A 19126-nucleotide genomic window follows, 5' to 3' on the forward strand; every position below is an offset into this window, starting at 1 on the left:
GAATGGCGCAACTTGATCTGGGTGTAATCGGCAATGGAACAGTCGCCAGCCTGATCGATCGTGCCGCGCGGCATCAGTGGTTCTGCTTTCCACGCTTTGATGGCGATCCGTTGTTCAATGCGCTGCTGAACGGTACCGATCCGGTTGGCGGATTCGCCGATGTCCTGATCAATGGCGGCGAGGTCAGAGGGCAAGCGTATCAGCGCAACACACCGATCCTGGAGACGCTTTTCACGGACGCCAACGGCGGCTCCGCGCGCATCACGGATTTCGCGCCGCGCTTCATCCGTTTCAGTCGATTCTTTTGTCCACCGATGCTGATCCGTCGCATTGAGCCCCTGAGCGGGCGCTGTTGCATCAAGGTCCGCATCCGGCCGACCTTCGAATATGGCGAAGCCCGGCCACGCAAAATCGTAGGCAGCAACCATTTGCGATTCGTTGCAGGTGAGAGCACGCTGCGCGTCACCACAGACATGCCGGTCAGCTATTTGGCGGACGAGGTGGAATTCCTGCTCGACCGACCGATCAATCTCATCATCGGCACCGATGAATCAATTCCCGAAGCCCCGGCGCAGTTGGTCAACGAATTCCTCGAGCAGACGGCAAGCTATTGGCGCGATTGGGTGCGCGATTTGGCGGTACCTTTCGACTATCAGGAAGCCGTCATCCGGGCGGCAATTACGCTTAAGCTCTGTACCTTCGAGGATACGGGCGCCATCGTGGCCGCCCTGACGACTTCGGTGCCCGAGGCGCCGCATTCGGGCCGCAATTGGGATTACCGCTATTGCTGGCTGCGTGATTCCTATTTCACGGTGACGGCGCTCAATCGACTTGGCGCAACGCGCACGATGGAATGCCATGTGAGGTATATCCTCAATGCGGTGCTGAGTGCCGGAATTTCGCCGGAAGTGCCACTCTACCCGATTGTGCCTGGAACCGATTTGACGGAACGCGAAGCACCTGCCCTGGCTGGCTTCCTGGGCATGGGGCCAGTGCGTGTGGGCAATGCGGCGGTGATCCAGCGCCAGCACGACGGCTATGGTTCGATCATTCTTACAGCGGCGCAGATGTTTTATGACGAGCGCTTGCCCAAGATCGGCGACCTCGATCTTTATCGGCAATTGCGTCCGATCGGCGATCTGGCGGCCGCCTCTGCCTTGGCGCCGGACGCGGGGTTGTGGGAGTATCGCGAACGTACCAGCATCCATACTCATTCCGCGGCAATGTGCTGGGCCGCCTTGCATCGTCTCGGACTTATCGCCGGTCGCGTCGGCGAGATAGAAGACCGCGATCGCTGGCTGAAACTGGCCAGCGATCTGCGCAGCAAGATTCTTGAGCGGGCGACATCGGCCACCGATGGCTGGCTGGCGGGCGCATTCGACAGCGATGTCTGCGATGCCGCCGTGCTGACGCTGCCGGAGATCGGCCTGCTGCGCTACGATGACCCGCGCTTCCTGCGCACGATGGAGGTGGTTGAGGAGCGGCTGATGCATGACGGTCTCATTATGCGCTATGACGCGCCAGATGATTTCGGAAGGCCGGAAACAGCCTTCTTGGTCTGCAGCCTGTGGTTCATCGATGCGCTGGTGGCCGTGGGCCGGCGGACGCAGGCGGAGGAAATGTTCCGCCGTATATTGGCGCGACGCAATCATCTGGGCCTGCTGTCGGAAGATCTTGACGGCAAGAATGGGATCCTATGGGGGAATTTCCCGCAGACATTTTCGATGGTCGGCACGATTCTCTCCGCCATGCGCCTCAGCCGGAGTTGGGAGGAGGGATTATGGCGCGCGTCGTAATCGTTTCTAACCGTGTACCTCTGCCCAATGAGCGCGGCGTGCGTGCCGGCGGCCTTGCCGTGGGTATCGCCGATGCGTTGAAGGATGGCGGATTGTGGTTCGGCTGGAGCGGCGCGATCTCGGGTAATGCCCACAATCCGGTGCGCAAGGTGGAATCGGGCGGGGTCACCTATGCCACGATCGACCTCAGCCAGGATGACTACGACCGATTTTATGTCGGCTATGCCAATTCGACCTTGTGGCCTTTGCTGCATTTCCGCCTCGGCCTCATCGATTTCAAGCGCGAGGATCTGGAGGGTTATTTTTCGGTCAATCGGACCTTCGCGGCGGCGCTGGCGATGGAATTGCGGCCCGACGATATCGTCTGGATTCATGACTATCATTTGATCCCGCTCGGCGCCGAATTGCGCCGTTTGGGAGTGCGCAACAGGCTGGGTTTCTTCCTGCATATTCCCTTCGTGCCAGCGAGCCTGTTTGCGGCCCTGCCGCAGGGCGAGGCTTTGCTGCGGGCGTTCCTGGCCTATGACGTGGTGGGGCTGCAGACCGAGGAGCATCGGCGCGATTTCCTGGATGCGGTCAAACAGGTGCTGGGCATGGAACCGGATGGCGACGGTCTGCTGGTGACAGCTGACGGCACGTCGCGGGCCATTGCCAATCCGATCGGGATCGATGCGCGTGCCTTTGCCGCCATGGCGACGAAGGCGGAACGTTCGGCGGAAACGCGGCGGCTGCTCTCCAGCCTTGTCGGGCGCGATCTCGTCATCGGCGTCGACCGGCTCGACTATTCCAAGGGCCTGCCCAACCGCTTCACCGCCTTCGGCAAGCTGCTGCATGAATATCCAGAGCATCGACAGAAGGTGAGTTACCTGCAGGTGGCGGCGAAGAGCCGGGAGGATGTGTCGGAATACCAGGCACTGCGCCGCGAACTCGACCGCAAGGCCGGCAACATCAACGGGCGCTTTGCCGAATTCGATTGGGTGCCGTTGCGCTACATGACTCGGCCGGTCAGCCGGGCCATGCTCGCGGGCTTCTATCGTGCGGCACGGGTGGGGCTGGTGACGCCCTTGCGCGACGGCATGAATCTGGTGGCCAAGGAATTTATCGCCGCGCAGGATTACAACGATCCGGGCGTCCTCATCCTGTCGCGCTTCGCCGGTGCCGCCGAGGAGCTTTCCGAAGCGCTCATCGTCAATCCATATGATCCTGCGGAGATCACCGAGGCGATGCACCAGGCGCTGGTCATGCCGCTGGAAGAACGGCAGGACCGGATGGAGCGCCTGCGTGCAAGAGTCTTCACGACGACGGCGGAGAGCTATTGCCGCAACTTCCTGGCAGCACTCGCGGCTTAGGCCTCGATGCCCGTGCCGATGGGGCAGGAAACGCCGGTGCCGCCGAGGCCGCAATAGCCGCCGGGATTCTTGGCCAGATATTGCTGGTGGTAATCCTCGGCGAAATAGAAAGGCGGTGCCGCGGCGATCTCGGTGGTGATGGGATCGCGCCTGCCGGCTTGCACCAAGGCGGCCTGATAGGCATCGCGGCTGGCGATGGCCGTATCCTGCTGCGCGGTCGAATGGGTAAAGATGGCGCTGCGATACTGTGTGCCGACATCATTCCCCTGGCGCATGCCCTGGGTGGGATTGTGGCTTTCCCAGAATGTCTTCAGCAGCATTTCGTAGGAAATCTTGGCCGGGTCATAGACCACGCGGACGGCCTCGGTATGGCCGGTCATGCCGCTGTAGACTTCCTCATAGGAAGCATTGGAGGTGACGCCGCCCTGATAGCCGACGGCGGTCACATAGACGCCAGGCAGCTGCCAGAATTTGCGTTCCGCACCCCAGAAGCAGCCCAGGGCGAAATCGGCGACTTCGAGTCCGGCGGGGTAGGGGCCGGTCAGCTTGTGGCCGGTGATGAGATGCGGGTTCGGGAGCGGCATCGTCGTGCTGCGGCCGGGCAGCGCATTGTCGGCATCGGGCAGGGCGATAGGCTTGCGGGCGAAACTGAACATCGGTGGATCTCCGTTCCTGGCGTGGGTCCTATATGGGCCGATACGGTCCCGCTGCCAAGGCCGTTACAGGATATCGTGTCCATGCCCGCAAGGCATGAAGGGGCTTAGTGGAAGTCGCGGCTGCGGGTGATGAGGGCGGGCTTCTGCTGCGCGCGCGGATCGCGACCGGGGCGCTTGACTTCATCGGCCCGCGCCGTGGGTGGGGTGATCGGCGGATTCCCGGCCGGTGCATCTGCTTCCTTGAGGCCGTGCAGCAGGTCGGTCATGTCAATGAGGCGGTCGGCCACCACATGGATCACCTGATGCGGCGCCTTGCCCTCGGTCTGGACGCGGCCCGTGCAGCCGACCAGGCCTGCTCCCATGACGATCGGCCGGTATTGCGCAAAGACACGCGGCCAGACGACCAGATTGGCGATGCCATGCTCATCCTCCAGCGTCATGAAGATGACGCCGCTGGCGGTCCCCGGTTGCTGGCGCACCAGCACCAGGCCGGCCACGAAGACGCGCTGGCCGTTCTTGAGATGGGGCAACTGATGGCAGGGAATGATGCCGCGCCGGCGCAAGATCTCACGCAGGAAGGAAAGCGGGTGTTGCTTCAGCGAGAGATGCTGGGTGCGGTAATCCTCGATCACATGCTGGGAAAGGGGCATCTCCGGCAGGGGTGCGGGTGCCTCCGGCGCTGCCTCAAGCCGGGCCAGAAGCGGCAGCGGCGCCTCGCCCAGCGCCTTCACCGCCCACAAGGCCTGGCGGCGGTCGAGGCCCAGCGAGCGGAAGCAATCGGCTTCGGCGAGGCGGGTAAGTATCGCCGGGGTGAGGCCGGCACGGCGCCACAGATCGTCGATGCTGGCATAACCCTCGCCGCGCAAGGCAACGAGACGCTGGATCTCCACCTCGCGCAGTCCGTCGATCTGGCGCAGGCCTATGCGCAGGCCGAGATGCTTGTCATGGCGATTGACTTCGGCCACAGCCAGCCGGTCGCGGCGGTTGCGCAAGGGCGGGCGCGCCTTCACGCGTTCCACGTCGTAATCCCAACCGCTCAAATTGACGTCGGCCGGCAGGATGACAACGCCATGCTCATCGGCATCGTGGATGATCTGGGCCGGCGCGTAGAAGCCCATCGGCTGGCTGTTGAGGAGAGCTGCGGCGAAGATCGAGGGGTAATGGCATTTCAGCCAGGCGGAGACCGAAACCAGCAGGGCAAAGCTCGCCGCATGGCTTTCCGGAAAGCCGTAATTGCCGAAGCCTTCGATCTGGCGGAAGCAGCGTTCGGCGAAATCGAGGCTGTAATTCTTCTTCAGCATGCCGCCGATGAACTTGTCGCGGAAGGTTTCGATGGTGCCGGTCTTCTTGAAGGTCGCCATGGCACGGCGCAGCTGGTCGGCCTCGCCGGGCGTAAAGTCGGCGGCGACGATGGCGATCTTCATCACCTGTTCCTGGAACAGGGGCACGCCCTTGGTCTTGTCGAGGATGGCGCGCAGTTCCTCGCTGGGGGAATCGGATGGCTCCTTGCCCTCGCGCCGGCGTAAGTATGGGTGCACCATGTCGCCCTGGATCGGCCCCGGCCGCACGATCGCTACTTCGATGACGAGATCGTAGAGATTGCGGGGCTTGAGGCGCGGCAGCATGGTCATCTGGGCGCGGCTTTCGACCTGGAAGACGCCGATCGTATCCGCCGCGCACAGCATGTCATAGGTGGCGGCATCGTCCTGCGGGATGTTGGCCAGTTCCAACGGGCGACCCTCGATGTGGGCGATGAGGTCGAACGCCTTCCTGACGCAAGTCAGCATGCCGAGTGCCAGCACATCCACTTTCAACAGCTTCAACGCATCGAGATCGTCCTTGTCCCATTGGATGACGGTGCGGTTCTCCATCGCCGCATTCTCGATGGGAACGAGACTGGAGAGCGGCCCCTTGGAAATGACGAAGCCGCCGACATGCTGCGAGAGATGGCGCGGCATGCCGGTCAGTTCCTGGGCGAGGTCGAGCGTCAGGCGCAGACGCCGGTCGTCTGGGTCCAGGCCGGCATCGCGAATCTGCTGGTCGGAGATCGCCCGCATCGACCAGCCCCAGATGGTTTTGGACAGGCGGCTGATGACGTCCTCGGACAAGCCCATGACGCGCCCCACATCGCGCAAGGCGCCGCGCGAGCGATAACAGATGATGGTGGCGGTGAGGCCGGCGCGGTGGCGGCCGTATTTTTCGTAGATGTACTGGATGATCTCCTCGCGCCGCTCATGCTCGAAATCGACGTCGATATCGGGCGGCTCGTTGCGCGCCGTGCTGATGAAGCGCTCGAAGAGAAGGTCGTGCTTGATCGGGTCGATGGCGGTGATGTCGAGGCAATAGCAGACGATGGAATTGGCCGCCGACCCGCGCCCTTGGTGCAGGATGCCGAGGCGGCGCGCTTCCCGCACGATATCGCGCACGGTGAGGAAATAGCGCGCATAGTCCATTTCCTCGATGAGGGTGAATTCGTGTTCGAGCTGGTGCCGGATATGGGGCGAGATGTTCTTGCCATACCGCCATTCCGCTCCCTCCCAGGTGAAACGCTTGAGGCTTTCGAGCGGTGTTTCGCCCGGCGTCACCACTTCATCCGGATATTCGTATTTGAGTTCATCGAGCGAGAAGGTGCAGCACGCGGCGATCTCCTCGCTGCGCGTCACCGCATCCTCAAGGCCGCGGAACAGGCGGCGCATTTCAGCGGCGTCCTTCAGATGCCGCTCGGCATTCTTCTCCAGGCGGTAGCCGGCATTGTCGATGGTGCAGCCATGGCGGACGCAGGTGAGCACATCGAACAAGGTCTTGCGGGCGGGCAGATGATGCCGCACCTCGTTGATGGTGATGGTGGGAAGACCTGCCTCATCGGCCAACCTCTGCAATGCCCGCAAGCGCCGCGCATCGTCACCGCGATAGAGATGCGCAAGGGCGAGATAGCCGGCCGCGCCGAAATCGTCACGGAAGCGGTGAAGGAAGCTGGGGAGAGTGGATCTGTCTTTTCCACCCCTCACCCCGACCCTCTCCCCGCTTTCGCGGGGCGAGGGAGTTTTGATCGAGTGTATTTCACGCCCCTCGCCCCTTTGGGGAGAGGGGTTGGGGTGAGGGGTAAGAGGCGGCACGACGATGGCCAGGAATCCCGCCTTCACGGCCACGAAATCAGCATAGTCGAGATGGCAGTGGCCCTTGGGCGCGCGCCGGCGCCCGAGGGTGAGGAGTTCACAGAGACGTCCATAGGCCGCGCGGTCGACCGGATAGGCGAGGATGTCCGGCGCATCGCGAAAGCTCAAGCGGCAGCCCACGATGAGGCGGATGCCGGCTTCCTTGCAGGCGACATGAGCGCGCACGATGCCGGAGAGCGAGTTGCGGTCGGCGATGCCGAGTGCTCGCATGCCCAGCGCCGCTGCCGTCACCGCCAGTTCTCCGGCATGGGAGGCCGCCTCAAGGAAGCAGTAATTGGTCATGGCGGAAAGCTCGACATAGCCGCCCTCCGTCACCGCCGCGCGAGGTTCGCGCGGTGCGATGGGGAGGGGGATGACCTTGCTGCCACGCATCAGGCGAAGATCCCATGCAGGAACCAGCGCGGCGGGCGCGCCGTGTCCTGGGCGTAAAGGCCGCTGCGATAGAGCCAGAAGCGCCGCCCGTCCTCGATCTCGACGCGGTAATAGTCGCGGGTCTCCTTGCCGTCATCCATCGCTTGCCACCATTCGGGACGGATGCGCTCGGGCCCTTCCGCCTTGGCGACGCGGTGCTGGACATGGCGCCAGCGGAAGGAGAGGGGTGGGTCGTCGGGCACAGGCGCCAGGGCTTCGATCGGTTCCGGCGGCGAGAACAGGCGGATGGGACGCGGCGGCAGGTCGGTCGACCAATCACCTGGCCGCTCATTGGACTTCTGCTTCTGCAACGGCGGTACGAAAGCGATTGCGCGTTCGGGCAGGTGGCTGGCGACGGGGCGCGGAACGGTGACGCTGCCGGGCCCCAACCGATTGGTAAGGCGGTCGACAAGGGGGGCAAGATCGGCTGCCGCCACCTGATGGCTGCGCCGGTCGAAATCGGCCTGGGTCGCCGTCATCTTCTCAGCCACCAATGCGCTCAGGCTCATGCGCTCGATGCCGGGGCCGGGGTCGAGCGATTCCAGTTTCTCGGCGATGAGGCGCTGCAGATGTTTCTGGTCGCGGCTGGGGCGCGCTGTCCCGATGATGAGGCCGGGCGCTTCGTCATCGAGGCGATGGGCGACGAGGCCGAGGCGCCGCGCCCCCAGTTCCTGCGTCTCCAACTCGCTGAGCAGCTTGCCGAGCAGCAATTCGCTGGCGCGCGCCAGGGATTCCGGCGCCGAGATCGGCTCGGCGAAGACGAGGCTGACGCGGTGATCGGGTGCCGGTGACAGCGGCGAAAGGCTTTCCGCCACATAGCCCAAAGCCTGGTCGAGACGGCCGAGCAGGCTCGCGCCGAAGCGCTTGGCAAGATCGGCACGCGGCAGTGGATAGAGATCGCCGATGCGCCGCAGGCCCAGACGATCGAGCCCCGCGGCCGTGGCTTCATCAAGGCGCAGGGCGCGCACGGGCAGGGTATGGAGCGCTGTCGAAATGCTGCCGGATGGAATAATGGATCGCTCATTGTCAGATATTGGGCCCCCGAAACGCGAACTGGCCCAGGCGGCGCCGATCGTGCCGGCGATGGCTCCGCGCGCGGCGAAGCCTTGGCGCGCAAGGCGCATCAAGGCGTCCGCCATCAGCCTGTCCTCGCCGCCCCAGAGATGCGCGCAGCCGGTGATGTCGAGCATGAGCCCGTCCGGTGCATCGGGTGCGGCATGGGGCGTGAAGCGTGTCGCCCATTGCGCCAATTGATGCAGCCGCGCCAGATCGCCGCCGGGATCGGCGGGTTCGACGCGCGCTTCCGGCACGCAGGCCAGGGCGTCAGCGAGGCGCTGGCCCGGAAAGAGCCCGCGCGCCAGCGCCACATCATCGGCGGCATGGACCAGGCGCAGATTGCCGCTGCTTCGGACCAGCAGCAGCGGGGCTTCAGCCGCTGGCGCGTTTTTGCCGGATATCCGCCGGGTGTTCTGGCGGTGCCAGCAATCGGTCGGCCAATGGGGCAGGAACAGGCTGAGGAAACGCCGCTTCTCGCCATCCATCTTCATGCTCCTCGATAAGCCAGGTTGCGGGTCGCCCACCGCGGCAGCGCCATAATTCGACGCGCCAGCAAGGCGGTCCGGGCAGGATGGGATGCGGCGGGGCGGCAACACCGACAGAAGGCGCCGGGCCGATGCGCCAGCGGGTAAGGGCCGCGCTCGGCTGGTGGGCCAAGGCGCGCAATTCGGCAGCCCTGCCGCCGCGGCGGATGATGAGCGCCGGCACGCCGCTTTTCTCCGCCGCCAATTGCAATCGCCGGCTCTGGGTGAGATCGAGTGCTGCCACTTCACCCACCACGGCGCTGAGGCTGCGGCAGCGCAAGGCCTCCTCCAGCGCCCAGAGCGCATCGGCATTGCGCCGCACCTCAAGATGCAGCAGCCGGTCGGGGTCGAGCCCGGCCTGCGGCAGCGCGCGGGCATAAAGATCGCGCTGCCGGCCGACCCAAAGGACGCTGCTGTTCAAATCATGCCGCAGCCGCCGGCCGATCAGCCGCGCGAGGGCCGCGGCGGCCAGGCTCGCTTCCTCAAGATCCACTCCCTCGCCGGCAAATTCATGCAAGGCGCCGAGCGCCAAGCCGCCCCCGGGGAGGTGGAGATCGATGGCGCCAAGGCCCCAGCTGAGCGCGCGTGGGCGCGCGGGATCACCCATCCCGGCCTGCGGCAGCTTCTCCAGAAGGGCGATCTGACGGCGCAGGGCCGCCAGGCCCATCGGCTGGGGCGCGGGGGCGGAGGGCAGTTGGGGCGTGGCGCGGGCTTGGGTCATGTTTTGTTTTTGTTCTCATTTGGAGGAGAGTCAAGGCATGAGAACATAAAACGAACATTTTGGTTGACGCAGGTATTTTGCGTGATGTAATTTACGTTATCAATCTGTGGGAGGTGCCAGCATGCTTAGACCGATTCCCAGTAAGAGTGCCGCAATTCTGGCGAAGAAGAGCGAGGAAACACAACCGCTTGAAGGCGCTGAAGTCGTACCGGAAAACGCTGAAAAGCTAAAACTGGCGACTGCCCTCCATGCCCAGGGCATTAACCCGGAAGGTTGGACCGAAGCTCGTCCGGCCGCCTGGACGACACAGAAGGCTTTCCAGGAAACGGGCCGGAAACCGGACGCACAGCATTTCGAGGTGGACGGCCGGCTCTACAAAACCGACACGCGCGTTGCCGCAAACTAGGCCCAGGGCCAGGATGCGATCGACGTCTATCTCGGGGCAGCGCCCAAGCCGGTCGAACAACTGGTCGACATCACCAAAGTACCGCTCAAATACCCTTTCGGCCGCCCGCATGAAGCGCGCGACGACCGCCCGGATGCGCATGCGCTCAATCTCCATTACGCCCGGGTGGGCGTCGATCCCAAATCGGCCCATAACGGCGACCCGCTGCCGATGGCGAGCCAGCCGAAACTGCAGCAGGCCACCCGCGCACCCGATGGCAGCGAGATTCCCCTCGGCATCCCCGGCATCTATCGCGGCTATGACGACGGGTTCTTCTACGCCGCCAATGAAGGCACGCGTGAAAGCCCCGACGTGCAGGCCCTGCGCCGCAAGCTGGCGACGGAGAAGGCTGCCGCCCAAGGCGACGCGGCAGCGATGGTCGCCAATGACAACGCCCCGGAAATCGACGAGGCGGTGGCGCGGAGTTATGCGAAGCAGGCGCCGATAACGCCTGCGGCCGAAAGCGTTGCCGCAGAGGACACCCTTGCCCAGCAAAGTGCCGAGGCTGCGAACCGGTTGCCGCAACTGATCGCGGCGATCGGAAAGCTTCAGAACGGTGAATCTCTCACCGCGGATGATAGCGATCTCCTCGCCCGCACCGAAGCAGCCTTCGCCAAGGCTGGCGTTCCGATTGACTTGAAGAAGGTCGATGTGACGCGCCTCAAACAAGCTACCGAGCGCGCCGCCAACCCTTCGAAATCTGTCGACAGCCTCAATGCAGGCGCGATCGAACCAACTTCGCCGGCTATCGCCGGTGCGACACTCGCTATTCCTGCAGGGGGTGCATCACTTACTGGCCTACGTACGGGCGCGGTAGCTGTCGGCGCCTTGCTGGAACAAGCTGCTGTTGGCACGGTCGCCTTGGGCGCGGCTACCTTTACGGCATTGGTTGGCGGATTCCTGGCGGCTATGACATCCAATACTCAAGGTCCCGAAGCGGATGAGGTGTCAAGTTTATATCAGAAGCCGGCCGTCCAACCGAAGTCGGCCGATATCGATCGCGAGAAGGTAGAAACAATACGGGAAATGCCGAGTATGGAAACTACTGTGCGCCCGCCCAACTCGATGGAGCAGATTTCAAATACTCATCTTCTCGCTGCCCCAAAAGCATTCAATCCAAGTTCGGAAGCGACGCAAGCTAGCGCATCGGATTCCTCGCTCAAACACTTGATCGTCGAAAATTACCAAACTTACTCATCTTTGATCGCCAAATTAAGAAAAGGAGAACTGCCGACCAAAGAGGAAGCGATGCTTTCGAAAGAGATTGTTTCAAAATTTGGAGCTAGCGAAACATCCGTCAGCGAAAAACTTGAAACGACGGAGCCGATCCCAGCCGAAGCTTCAACTGTATTGGACGAAACAACGCCTGTCAGTCTAGAAATTACCCCAGCTATTAGGCAGTGGCTGTTTAATTTGCTTCGTGGTAAGCCCAACGAAGATGCGCAACCTGATCGCGATGAAGCATATGAATTCTGCCGCAACCTTTGTACGGACATTTACGAAAACAATCCGCATCAGTTGCCTGGTGAAGGATCTGATATGAGCGCACGGTGGCGCAGGTGTGTGCGAGATTGCTTAAAAGATCATGGATATTCCGATTTCTAAATGGAATATCCAGCAAGGGGGGGTGATGAAGCGTGATACCGCAATGGTTCTCATGGATGCTTTGCAGAGACTGAACCCCTCATTCAATGAACTCACGAGCATCACGTATCAGATCGAAGACGAAACCGAGCGCAAATTCATACGCCGGCAAATAGCCAATGCCATGCAGTCCCTCGGCTATGAAATAGTAATGCATATCGTCCGGCAATTTCCCGATTTGGATCCGGATAAGAAAGTGGAGTGACGCAAGAGAGAAAAGGTCCGCGACATACTTTTAAAAAACACCAAACCTCCATTACGCGCGGGCGGGCGTCGATCCCGGATCGGCCCATAACGGCGACCCGTTGCCGATGGCGAGCCAGCCGAAACTGCAGCAGGCCACCCGCGCGCCCGATGGCAGCGAGATCCCCCTCGGCATTGCCGGCATCTATCGCGGCTATGACGACGGGTTCTTCTACGCCGCCAATGAAGGCACGCGTGAAAGCCCCGACGTGCAGGCCCTGCGCCGCAAGCTGGCGACGGAGAAGGCTGCCGCCCAAGGCGACGCGGCAGCGATGGTCGCCAATGACAACGACCCGGAAATCGACGAGGCGGTGGCGCGGAGTTATGCGAAGCAGGCGCCGATAACGCCTGCGGCCGAAAGCGTTGCCGCAGAGGACACCCTTGCCCAGCAAAGTGCCGAGGCTGCGAACCGGTTGCCGCAGCTGATCTCGGCGATCGGAAAGCTTCAGAACGGTGAATCTCTCACCGCGAATGATAGCGATCTCCTCGCCCGCACCGAAGCAGCCTTCACCAAGGCCGGCGTTCCGATCGACTTGAAGAAGGTCGATGTCGAAAGTCTCAAGCGCGCTGCAGCTCTGAGTGTCGATGAAGGAGTGGCCACCAGTGCCGCCACGGCCATGCGTCCAATGACCCCGGTCGAAGCGGAAGTTGAGCTCCTCTTCGGCATGTCCCCGGACACGCCCCGCGCTAACATTCTACCGGATCCGAGGGGCGCTGACGGGGTGCCGACCTGGGACATATCGCAATGGAAGGCGCCGCAACTGCTTTACGATCTGGCCCGTGCCTTCGTCACGCCCGGTGTGGCGTCAAAGGGCTATCCGATATCGGACGAAGAAACGCAGAACCTCGCATTAACGATGGTGGGTGGGGGCGCCATGTCGGCTAAAGCCATGCCGCATGGTGGAATAGGAATGCCGTGGGCAGCGTCGGGCCGCGTACCGCGTGAACTGGCAAGGGCGGCCGATGAAACAGTCGAGTTTTTTACAACCCAACGCAAAAGGAATTGGCCGAGCAATTGAATCAAAGTGCCATGAAAACCTTACGCGCTATTCGAATGAAAAACGGCAAACTTTTCACATGGCCCGCAGAAAAGTCACTGCATCCGGACGGGATCGAGCGACTGATAGCAGATGGCATCATCACCGAGGCAGACCTAGTTGGCGCCGAACGCCTGCTATACGAGGAAGGTGTGGGCTACTATGCTGCTCCTTGAGGCGGGAGCGGGCCATCGTGACCGGGTGGCACTTTATAGCCAAGGCGTTCGGCAATCTTCAGGTAGCGATTGCTGTACGAAACCGACCCGTCAGCTTGCGGGTTGATATCGCAGCAATGCTCAAGCAGAAAAATCGCCACATGAACTGGCCCGGGAACTTGGCATGCACCCGACTCCCATCCTTGAACATCGCTGACATCAGACTTGAGGATAAATGCCATCTGTTGCTGTGTCAGCCCCATCTCTTGCCGTGCCATTTTGAGCTGTTCAGGTGTCACGATCATCTCCCGATATCAAACGAGTTATTAGACCGTCAGCGGCGGTGCTTTGCAAGTTTGCATCACCGCGTCAGCCGGGGCTTTTCATCGTATAGAGGCAACGACATCGCAGCAAAGTATCCCGGTCTGAAGCGGCTTTTCATCAAGCTGACAAGGCAGCTCAACCGCTGGCACGACAGTGGCTGAAGTCCCTGAAATCCTGGCTTCCCGCCGCGCAAAACTGTACAATGGCCTCGCTACGGAGCGGCCATTTTCAGTGGACTATCCAGATGCCCAAGGACGACACGACGCAGCCGGAAACCTCACCCGCGACATCGACGGAAACCCGCTCGAAGTCGGCGGACGAATTGTGGGCAGAAGCGTGGTTGGCGGAGCGGACGAAGCCCTCCCGGCAGCGGAATTTAACGCCATCGCAAAGGCAGGAACGGGCCGAGACACTCAGATTGTTGCGCCGGGCAGCGAAGGGCTTGGACGGAATGTCGGTACGGTACCTTATGACCGACACACCGGCCTCACAAAAGAAGTAATTCTCTCCAACAAGCTGAACCCAGCGGACGTCCCCGGCGTCTATGGCCATGAGATCGGACATGTCATTGACCAGCTTGCGGGCGAGATATCGGTCGAGGGGCTGACGAAAGAGCTGAAGGCGCTCTACGATGTCGGCAACAATCCGAACGGGGCACGTGGCAATCCGGATATGCCGGGTCATTGGAGGCGGGGCAAAATCGGGCTGATGCGTTTAGAAGCTGCTTTGCTGCTCAAGACGATCTAACCTCAGAATGAGAAGCAAGCGTCACCATCTGCCCAATTTGTCCCGATCCAATTGATGAGCCAAACGACATGACCCGGATATCGATCAACCAGGCTTCCATCGACAAGGCTGCGGATATCCTGTGGCGGAAAAGGCTGGCGCAGGAGCGTTTGTCGGCGCTGCCGGCGGATTGCAAGCCATCGAGCCTTGATGAGGGCTATGCCGTGCAGGAGGCGATGGCGGCGCTTGCAAGCCAGCCGGTCTTCGGCTGGAAGATCGCCGCCACCAGTGCCGCCGGACAGAAGCATATCGGTGTCACGGAACCGCTTGCCGGGCGACTCTTTGCGGATTTTGTTCTGCAGGATGGCGCCGGCCTGCCGGCCGCGCCCTTGCAGATGCTGGTCGTCGAAGCCGAATTCGCCTTTCGCATGGGACGCGATCTGCCGCAGCGCGCCGCCGTCTATGACGTCGATGAGGTGCGCGCGGCGGTCGCGGATCTATTTCTGGCGATCGAGATTCCGGACGCTCGGTTCGAGCCCTTCGACAGCATTGGGCCCGCACAGATCGCGGCGGACGATGCCTTTGCTTCCTGGTTCGTGTTGGGAGGGAAGGTCGAGGATTGGGCGGCGCTGGATCTGCCCAACCAGCCGGTACGCGTCTTCAAGAACGGCGCCATCGCCGCGGAAGGCAAGGGCGCCAATGCGCTGGGCGATCCCAGCCTCGCCCTCACTTGGCTTGCCAATGAGCGCGCCAAGCGCGGGCCGGGCTTGAAGGCCGGTGAGGTGATTACCACCGGCACCTGCATCACGCCGCTTGGGATTGCGCCGGGTGATGCCATCGTCGCGGAGTTCCCGGGGCTCGGGCGGGTTTGCGTCAATCTCAAATAAGCCTCCCTCATATTAGGCACCCTCATATTAGGTTCCGGGGGAGCTTCTTGACGTCCGGGTCGTAGAAGCGAAAGATTGTCGGTGTCAACCGACCGTCATCTTTCCGGAGGCTTGAAGGCTCATGGCGCGCATCGTCGACTTCTACTATGCGATCGGCAGCCGCTATTGCTATCTGGCGCAAAGCCAGGTGGCGCATCTTGAGGCGATCGGGCATGTCGCCATCCGTTGGCGGCCGCTGCTCTCGGAAGACCTGATGCGCGCGCGCGGACTGACGCCGTTCAAGCAGGAAGCTGTCTCGGTTCAGTATCTGCCGGAATACCGATCGGAAGATGCCGCGCGCTGGGCGGCCTTCTACGGCATCCCGTACCGTGAGCCGGCCTGGAAGGTGATCGATTGGCGCCGCGTCAACATGGCGGCGGTGGCGGCGGCAAGGGTGGGCGATGTCGCGGCCTATTCGCGGCGGCTGTTCGATGCGGCCTTCGGCGGCGGCGCGCAGATGCTGACCGATCATGATCTTGCCCGGCTTGCCGACGAGGCCGGCCTCGATGGCGCGCGACTAGTATCTCTCATCGACGACAAGGAAACCGAGGCGCTGCATCGGCGCACCATCGAGGCCGCGGTCGAAGCCGGCGCCTTTGGCGTTCCCACTTTCGTCGTCGATGGCGAGGTCTTCTGGGGCAACGACCGGCTGGTGCTGCTGCAGCACCATCTGGGCCGGGATGCCGCCTGAGTGCGCGCATCCCGGTTGCGCTCACCCATCATGCCGACAATAGTACCGTTCGGAAATCAAGATCCAGGACAAATCGGAACGTCGGAATGATTCGCGCCGCGCACATCGCCGATCTCGGTTCGCAGCCGCTGCTGAGACTGGAGGCCTATTGGCTGGAAAAGCGGGGCAGCCGCGCCATGCCGTCGCGCGCCGATATCGATCCGGCCGATATCAAGGAACTGCTGCCGCAGATCATCATGGCGCGGATCGAGCATGATCCGCTGCGGGTGAAATACAGCATTGTCGGCACGGCCTGTGCGCGCAGTGCCGGCTTCGACTATACCGGCCGCTATCTCGACGAGCTCGCCTTCGATTCAGAGAGCGATACCGATTGGCAGGAAATCTACCGCGAGATCGTGCGCGAGAAGAAGCCGATCGGCGGCACCTGCCGCTTCCGCACCGCGGACGTCGAGATACCCTACCGGGTCGCCGTCTTTCCGCTGTCCAATGACGGCATCCGTGTCGACCACACCATCGCCTATGAACACCTGACGCTGAGCCTCACTGAGATGGATCATGTTCTGCCGGTGAAGCCGGCGCGCTGACGCCCTAGAGCACGGCGCGGAGCGGGGTGATTTCGCGGAAGAGCGCGCTGCTGACCAGTTCCTTGGCGGCGGCGATGTCGGGCGCCATCTCGCGGTCGATGTCCCAGAACGCCACCTTAGCGCGCAACGTCTCCATGACGCGGCGGAGGGGCTGGCTGGTTTCGACCGGCCGCCGGAGATCGATGCCCTGCGCGGCACAGAGAATCTCGATGGCGACGATACCGGCGGTGTTGTCAGTCATGTCGAGCAGGCGCCGCGCGCCATGGGTCGCCATGGAGACATGGTCTTCCTGATTGGCCGAGGTCGGCAGTGAATCGACGCTGGCCGGATGGGCAAGGCATTTGTTTTCCGAGGCGAGGGCCGCTGCGGTGACATGGGCGATCATGAAGCCGGAATTGAGGCCGGGCTCCGGTACCAGGAAGGCTGGAAGGTTGCTCATGCGCGCATCGGTCAGCATGGCGATGCGACGTTCGGACAAGGCGCCGATTTCCGCCACGGCGATGGCGATGCAATCGGCCGCCATGGCGATGGGCTCGGCGTGGAAATTGCCGCCTGAGAGCACGTCGCCCTCCTTGGCAAAGACCAGTGGATTGTCGCTGACCGCATTCACTTCGCGGCCGATGATGCTGGCGGCATGGCGCAGCATGTCGAGGGCTGCTCCCATCACCTGCGGCTGGCAGCGCAGCGAATAGGGGTCCTGCACGCGGTCGCAATCGACGTGGCTCGCGCGCAAGGGGCTGCCGTCCATCAGCTTCTTGAGTGCCGCCGCCACCTCGATCTGGCCCAACTGGCCGCGAATGGCGTGGATGCGCGGATCGAACGGCGTGTCGCTGCCAAGCGTTGCATCCGTCGTCATGGCGCCGGCACCAAGGCCAGCGAGGAAATTGTCCTCGGCGGCAAAAAGACCGGCGACGGCAAGGGCGGTCGAGACCTGCGTGCCGTTGAGAAGGGCGAGTCCCTCCTTGGCCGCCAGGGTGAGTGGCTTCAGGCCGGCGCGATGCAGTCCTTCGACAGCGCCGATGGTCTCGCCGCGGTGCCGCACGGCGCCGACGCCGAGCAGCGCCTGAGAAAGATGTGCGAGCGGTGCCAAATCGCCGGAGGCGCCGACCGAGCCTTTCGAGGGAATGAGCGGATAGATCTCGGCATTGAGCAGGCTGACCAAGGCCTGAATGACCTCGCGCCTGATGCCGGAGAAGCCACGCGCCAGGCCATTGATCTTGAGAATCATGATGAGGCGGACGATGTCGTCGCCGAGCAGCGGGCCGATGCCGGCGGCATGGGACAGCACCAGACGGCGCTGCAGTTCCGTCACCTGGTCGTCCGGGATGCGGGTATGGGCGAGCGACCCGAAGCCGGTATTGATCCCGTAGGCCGTCTTGTGCTGGTCAAGGATCGCCTGGACGGTCGCCGCCGAGGCATCAATGTCCGGAAACGCCTTGGCGTCGATGGCCAGGCTGAGGCCATTACGCCAGACCCGGCGCAGTTCGGGGAGGGTGAGCGTCCCGGGGGTCAGGGTGAAGGTCTCGGTCATGGTCGGTCTCCTGCTTGTCTAGGCTTGTATATACAAGTTGGCGCGGCGACTCGCAACTCCCAGAAGGGGCTACCGGCATGGCTCGTGGAGCGAAGCGATGGGGCGACGAAGCCGGTGCATGAATTCTTCTACTGCATGGATGACCGCAGGCTATCGATCCGACGCTGCTGACGCAGATGCGCGAAAAGCCTGTCGTTCCCCGGACAATGCGTGTCGCGGCGGCACGGCCTCCAGACCGGGAAAGCCGTTACGCCTGTTGCGAAATTTCGAACGAGCGGGCAGTTTGTCGCCGGTTCTTAACGAGAGATTAGGGTGGGCGGTCCAGGATCGCACCGACCTTGAATGAACAACATGCCAAAGGCGAAGGTGTGACCATGGCCAATGACGGTGAGCTCGACCTAAACACGCTGAATGACGAGGAACTCGTCCAGCAGGTACATGACGACCTCTATGACGGTCTCAAGGAAGAGATCGAAGCGGCCGTGCGCATCTTCCTCGATCGCGGCTGGACGCCCTACGACATCCTCACGAAGGCGCTGGTCGAAGGCATGCGCATCGTCGGTGTCGACTTCCGCGACGGCATCCTGTTCGTGCCCGAAGTGCTGCTGGCCGCCAACGCCATGAAGGCCGGCATGTTTATCCTGCGCCCGCTGCTCGCCGAAACCGGCGCGCCCAAGGTCGGCAAGATGGTCATCGGCACGGTGAAGGGCGACATCCACGACATCGGCAAGAACCTCGTCTCCATGATGATGGAAGGCGCCGGCTTCGAAGTGATCGACCTCGGCATCAACAACCCGGTCGAGAAGTACCTCGAAGCGATCGAAGAGCATCAGCCGGATATTCTCGGCATGTCGGCGCTGCTCACCACCACCATGCCCTATATGAAGGTCGTGGTTGATGCGATGATCGAAAAGGGCATCCGCAACGACTACGTCGTCCTCGTCGGCGGCGCGCCGCTCAACGAAGCTTTCGCCAATTCGGTGGGCGCCGACGCTTATTGCCGCGACGCGGCCGTGGCCGTCGAAACCGCCAAGGCCTTCATGGCCAAACGCCAGGGTTCGGCTCTCGCCAAGAAGTAAATCGGTCGCAGGACCGGAAGTGCGAAGACCCCGCGACCGCAAGGTCGCGGGG

General features: G+C 62.5%; 18 protein-coding genes and 1 pseudogene. 13 read left to right on the top strand and 6 right to left on the bottom strand.

Annotated elements, in window-relative coordinates; translation table 11 throughout:
- Positions 1-2: 2 nt before the first annotated feature.
- The 3 genes and pseudogenes from ACE3OA_RS03090 to ACE3OA_RS03100 form a co-directional block, all read left to right on the top strand.
- A pseudogene (locus tag ACE3OA_RS03090) lies at positions 3-386 on the top strand (trehalase-like domain-containing protein); the annotation flags it as partial.
- A gap of 42 nt (positions 387-428) precedes the next feature.
- On the top strand, positions 429-1796 hold the full coding sequence (locus ACE3OA_RS03095; RefSeq protein ID WP_374309200.1) for a glycoside hydrolase family 15 protein: 1368 nt from the start codon (positions 429-431) through the stop codon (positions 1794-1796).
- Positions 1781-3145 (top strand): trehalose-6-phosphate synthase, encoded by a 1365-nt coding sequence (locus tag ACE3OA_RS03100; protein ID WP_374307754.1) that lies wholly within the window; start codon positions 1781-1783, stop codon positions 3143-3145. Before ACE3OA_RS03095 ends, ACE3OA_RS03100 begins: the two co-directional genes overlap by 16 nt.
- On the opposite strand, the gene msrA is transcribed toward ACE3OA_RS03100, so the two are convergent.
- The 4 genes from msrA to ACE3OA_RS03120 all read right to left on the bottom strand — a co-directional run bounded on the left by msrA (position 3142) and on the right by ACE3OA_RS03120 (position 9689).
- On the bottom strand, positions 3142-3801 hold the full coding sequence (gene msrA, locus ACE3OA_RS03105) for a peptide-methionine (S)-S-oxide reductase MsrA (protein ID WP_374307756.1): 660 nt from the start codon (positions 3799-3801) through the stop codon (positions 3142-3144). The genes ACE3OA_RS03100 and msrA overlap by 4 nt on opposite strands.
- Positions 3802-3905: 104 nt before the next feature.
- Positions 3906-7349 carry an error-prone DNA polymerase gene (locus tag ACE3OA_RS03110; RefSeq protein ID WP_374307758.1) on the bottom strand — a complete coding sequence of 1148 codons (3444 nt, stop codon included), beginning with the start codon at positions 7347-7349 and terminating at the stop codon, positions 3906-3908.
- Positions 7349-8929, bottom strand: coding sequence for a DNA polymerase Y family protein (locus ACE3OA_RS03115; RefSeq protein ID WP_374307761.1), 1581 nt, complete (start codon positions 8927-8929; stop codon positions 7349-7351). Before ACE3OA_RS03115 ends, ACE3OA_RS03110 begins: the two co-directional genes overlap by 1 nt.
- Positions 8817-9689, bottom strand: coding sequence for an ImuA family protein (locus tag ACE3OA_RS03120; RefSeq protein ID WP_374307763.1), 873 nt, complete (start codon positions 9687-9689; stop codon positions 8817-8819). Before ACE3OA_RS03120 ends, ACE3OA_RS03115 begins: the two co-directional genes overlap by 113 nt.
- 121 nt (positions 9690-9810) lie before the next feature.
- Between ACE3OA_RS03120 and ACE3OA_RS03125 the strand changes: the two genes are divergently transcribed.
- From ACE3OA_RS03125 to ACE3OA_RS03145, 5 genes are all read left to right on the top strand, one after another.
- Positions 9811-10095 (top strand): hypothetical protein, encoded by a 285-nt coding sequence (locus ACE3OA_RS03125; RefSeq protein ID WP_374307765.1) that lies wholly within the window; start codon positions 9811-9813, stop codon positions 10093-10095.
- 210 nt (positions 10096-10305) lie between these two features.
- On the top strand, positions 10306-11739 hold the full coding sequence (locus ACE3OA_RS03130; protein WP_374307768.1) for a hypothetical protein: 1434 nt from the start codon (positions 10306-10308) through the stop codon (positions 11737-11739).
- Positions 11720-11983: a hypothetical protein gene (locus ACE3OA_RS03135; protein WP_374307770.1), complete on the top strand. Its 264-nt coding sequence runs from the start codon at positions 11720-11722 to the stop codon at positions 11981-11983. The genes ACE3OA_RS03130 and ACE3OA_RS03135 overlap by 20 nt, the downstream gene beginning before the upstream one ends.
- A gap of 106 nt (positions 11984-12089) precedes the next feature.
- Positions 12090-13040, top strand: coding sequence for a hypothetical protein (locus tag ACE3OA_RS03140; protein WP_374307773.1), 951 nt, complete (start codon positions 12090-12092; stop codon positions 13038-13040).
- Entirely contained in the window at positions 13025-13234 is a 210-nt protein-coding gene (locus ACE3OA_RS03145; protein ID WP_374307775.1) for a hypothetical protein, read from the top strand. The genes ACE3OA_RS03140 and ACE3OA_RS03145 overlap by 16 nt, the downstream gene beginning before the upstream one ends.
- On the opposite strand, the gene ACE3OA_RS03150 is transcribed toward ACE3OA_RS03145, so the two are convergent.
- Positions 13219-13512 (bottom strand): helix-turn-helix domain-containing protein, encoded by a 294-nt coding sequence (locus ACE3OA_RS03150; RefSeq protein ID WP_374307777.1) that lies wholly within the window; start codon positions 13510-13512, stop codon positions 13219-13221. The two genes, ACE3OA_RS03145 and ACE3OA_RS03150, sit on opposite strands and share 16 nt — an antisense overlap.
- Before the next feature lie 178 nt (positions 13513-13690).
- On the opposite strand from ACE3OA_RS03150, the gene ACE3OA_RS03155 reads away from it, so the two are divergent.
- The 4 genes from ACE3OA_RS03155 to ACE3OA_RS03170 all read left to right on the top strand — a co-directional run bounded on the left by ACE3OA_RS03155 (position 13691) and on the right by ACE3OA_RS03170 (position 16464).
- The gene (locus ACE3OA_RS03155; protein ID WP_374307779.1) at positions 13691-14284 is read left to right on the top strand and encodes a hypothetical protein; all 594 of its coding nucleotides are present in this window, start codon (positions 13691-13693) and stop codon (positions 14282-14284) included.
- Positions 14285-14352: 68 nt separating this feature from the next.
- Entirely contained in the window at positions 14353-15150 is a 798-nt protein-coding gene (locus ACE3OA_RS03160; RefSeq protein ID WP_374307781.1) for a 2-keto-4-pentenoate hydratase, read from the top strand.
- A 121-nt stretch (positions 15151-15271) separates the two neighbouring features.
- Entirely contained in the window at positions 15272-15880 is a 609-nt protein-coding gene (locus ACE3OA_RS03165; RefSeq protein ID WP_374307783.1) for a 2-hydroxychromene-2-carboxylate isomerase, read from the top strand.
- Positions 15881-15966: 86 nt separating this feature from the next.
- Positions 15967-16464 carry a PAS domain-containing protein gene (locus ACE3OA_RS03170; protein WP_374307785.1) on the top strand — a complete coding sequence of 166 codons (498 nt, stop codon included), beginning with the start codon at positions 15967-15969 and terminating at the stop codon, positions 16462-16464.
- A 4-nt stretch (positions 16465-16468) separates the two neighbouring features.
- Here ACE3OA_RS03170 and hutH read toward each other — a convergent pair whose 3' ends face one another.
- Positions 16469-17995 carry a histidine ammonia-lyase gene (hutH, locus tag ACE3OA_RS03175; protein WP_374307787.1) on the bottom strand — a complete coding sequence of 509 codons (1527 nt, stop codon included), beginning with the start codon at positions 17993-17995 and terminating at the stop codon, positions 16469-16471.
- Positions 17996-18333: 338 nt separating this feature from the next.
- Between hutH and ACE3OA_RS03180 the strand changes: the two genes are divergently transcribed.
- Positions 18334-19074: a corrinoid protein gene (locus tag ACE3OA_RS03180; protein ID WP_374307789.1), complete on the top strand. Its 741-nt coding sequence runs from the start codon at positions 18334-18336 to the stop codon at positions 19072-19074.
- Positions 19075-19126 lie beyond the last annotated feature (52 nt).

The organism is Dongia sp. (assembly GCF_041906375.1).
Classification (GTDB): Bacteria; Pseudomonadota; Alphaproteobacteria; order Dongiales; family Dongiaceae; genus Dongia.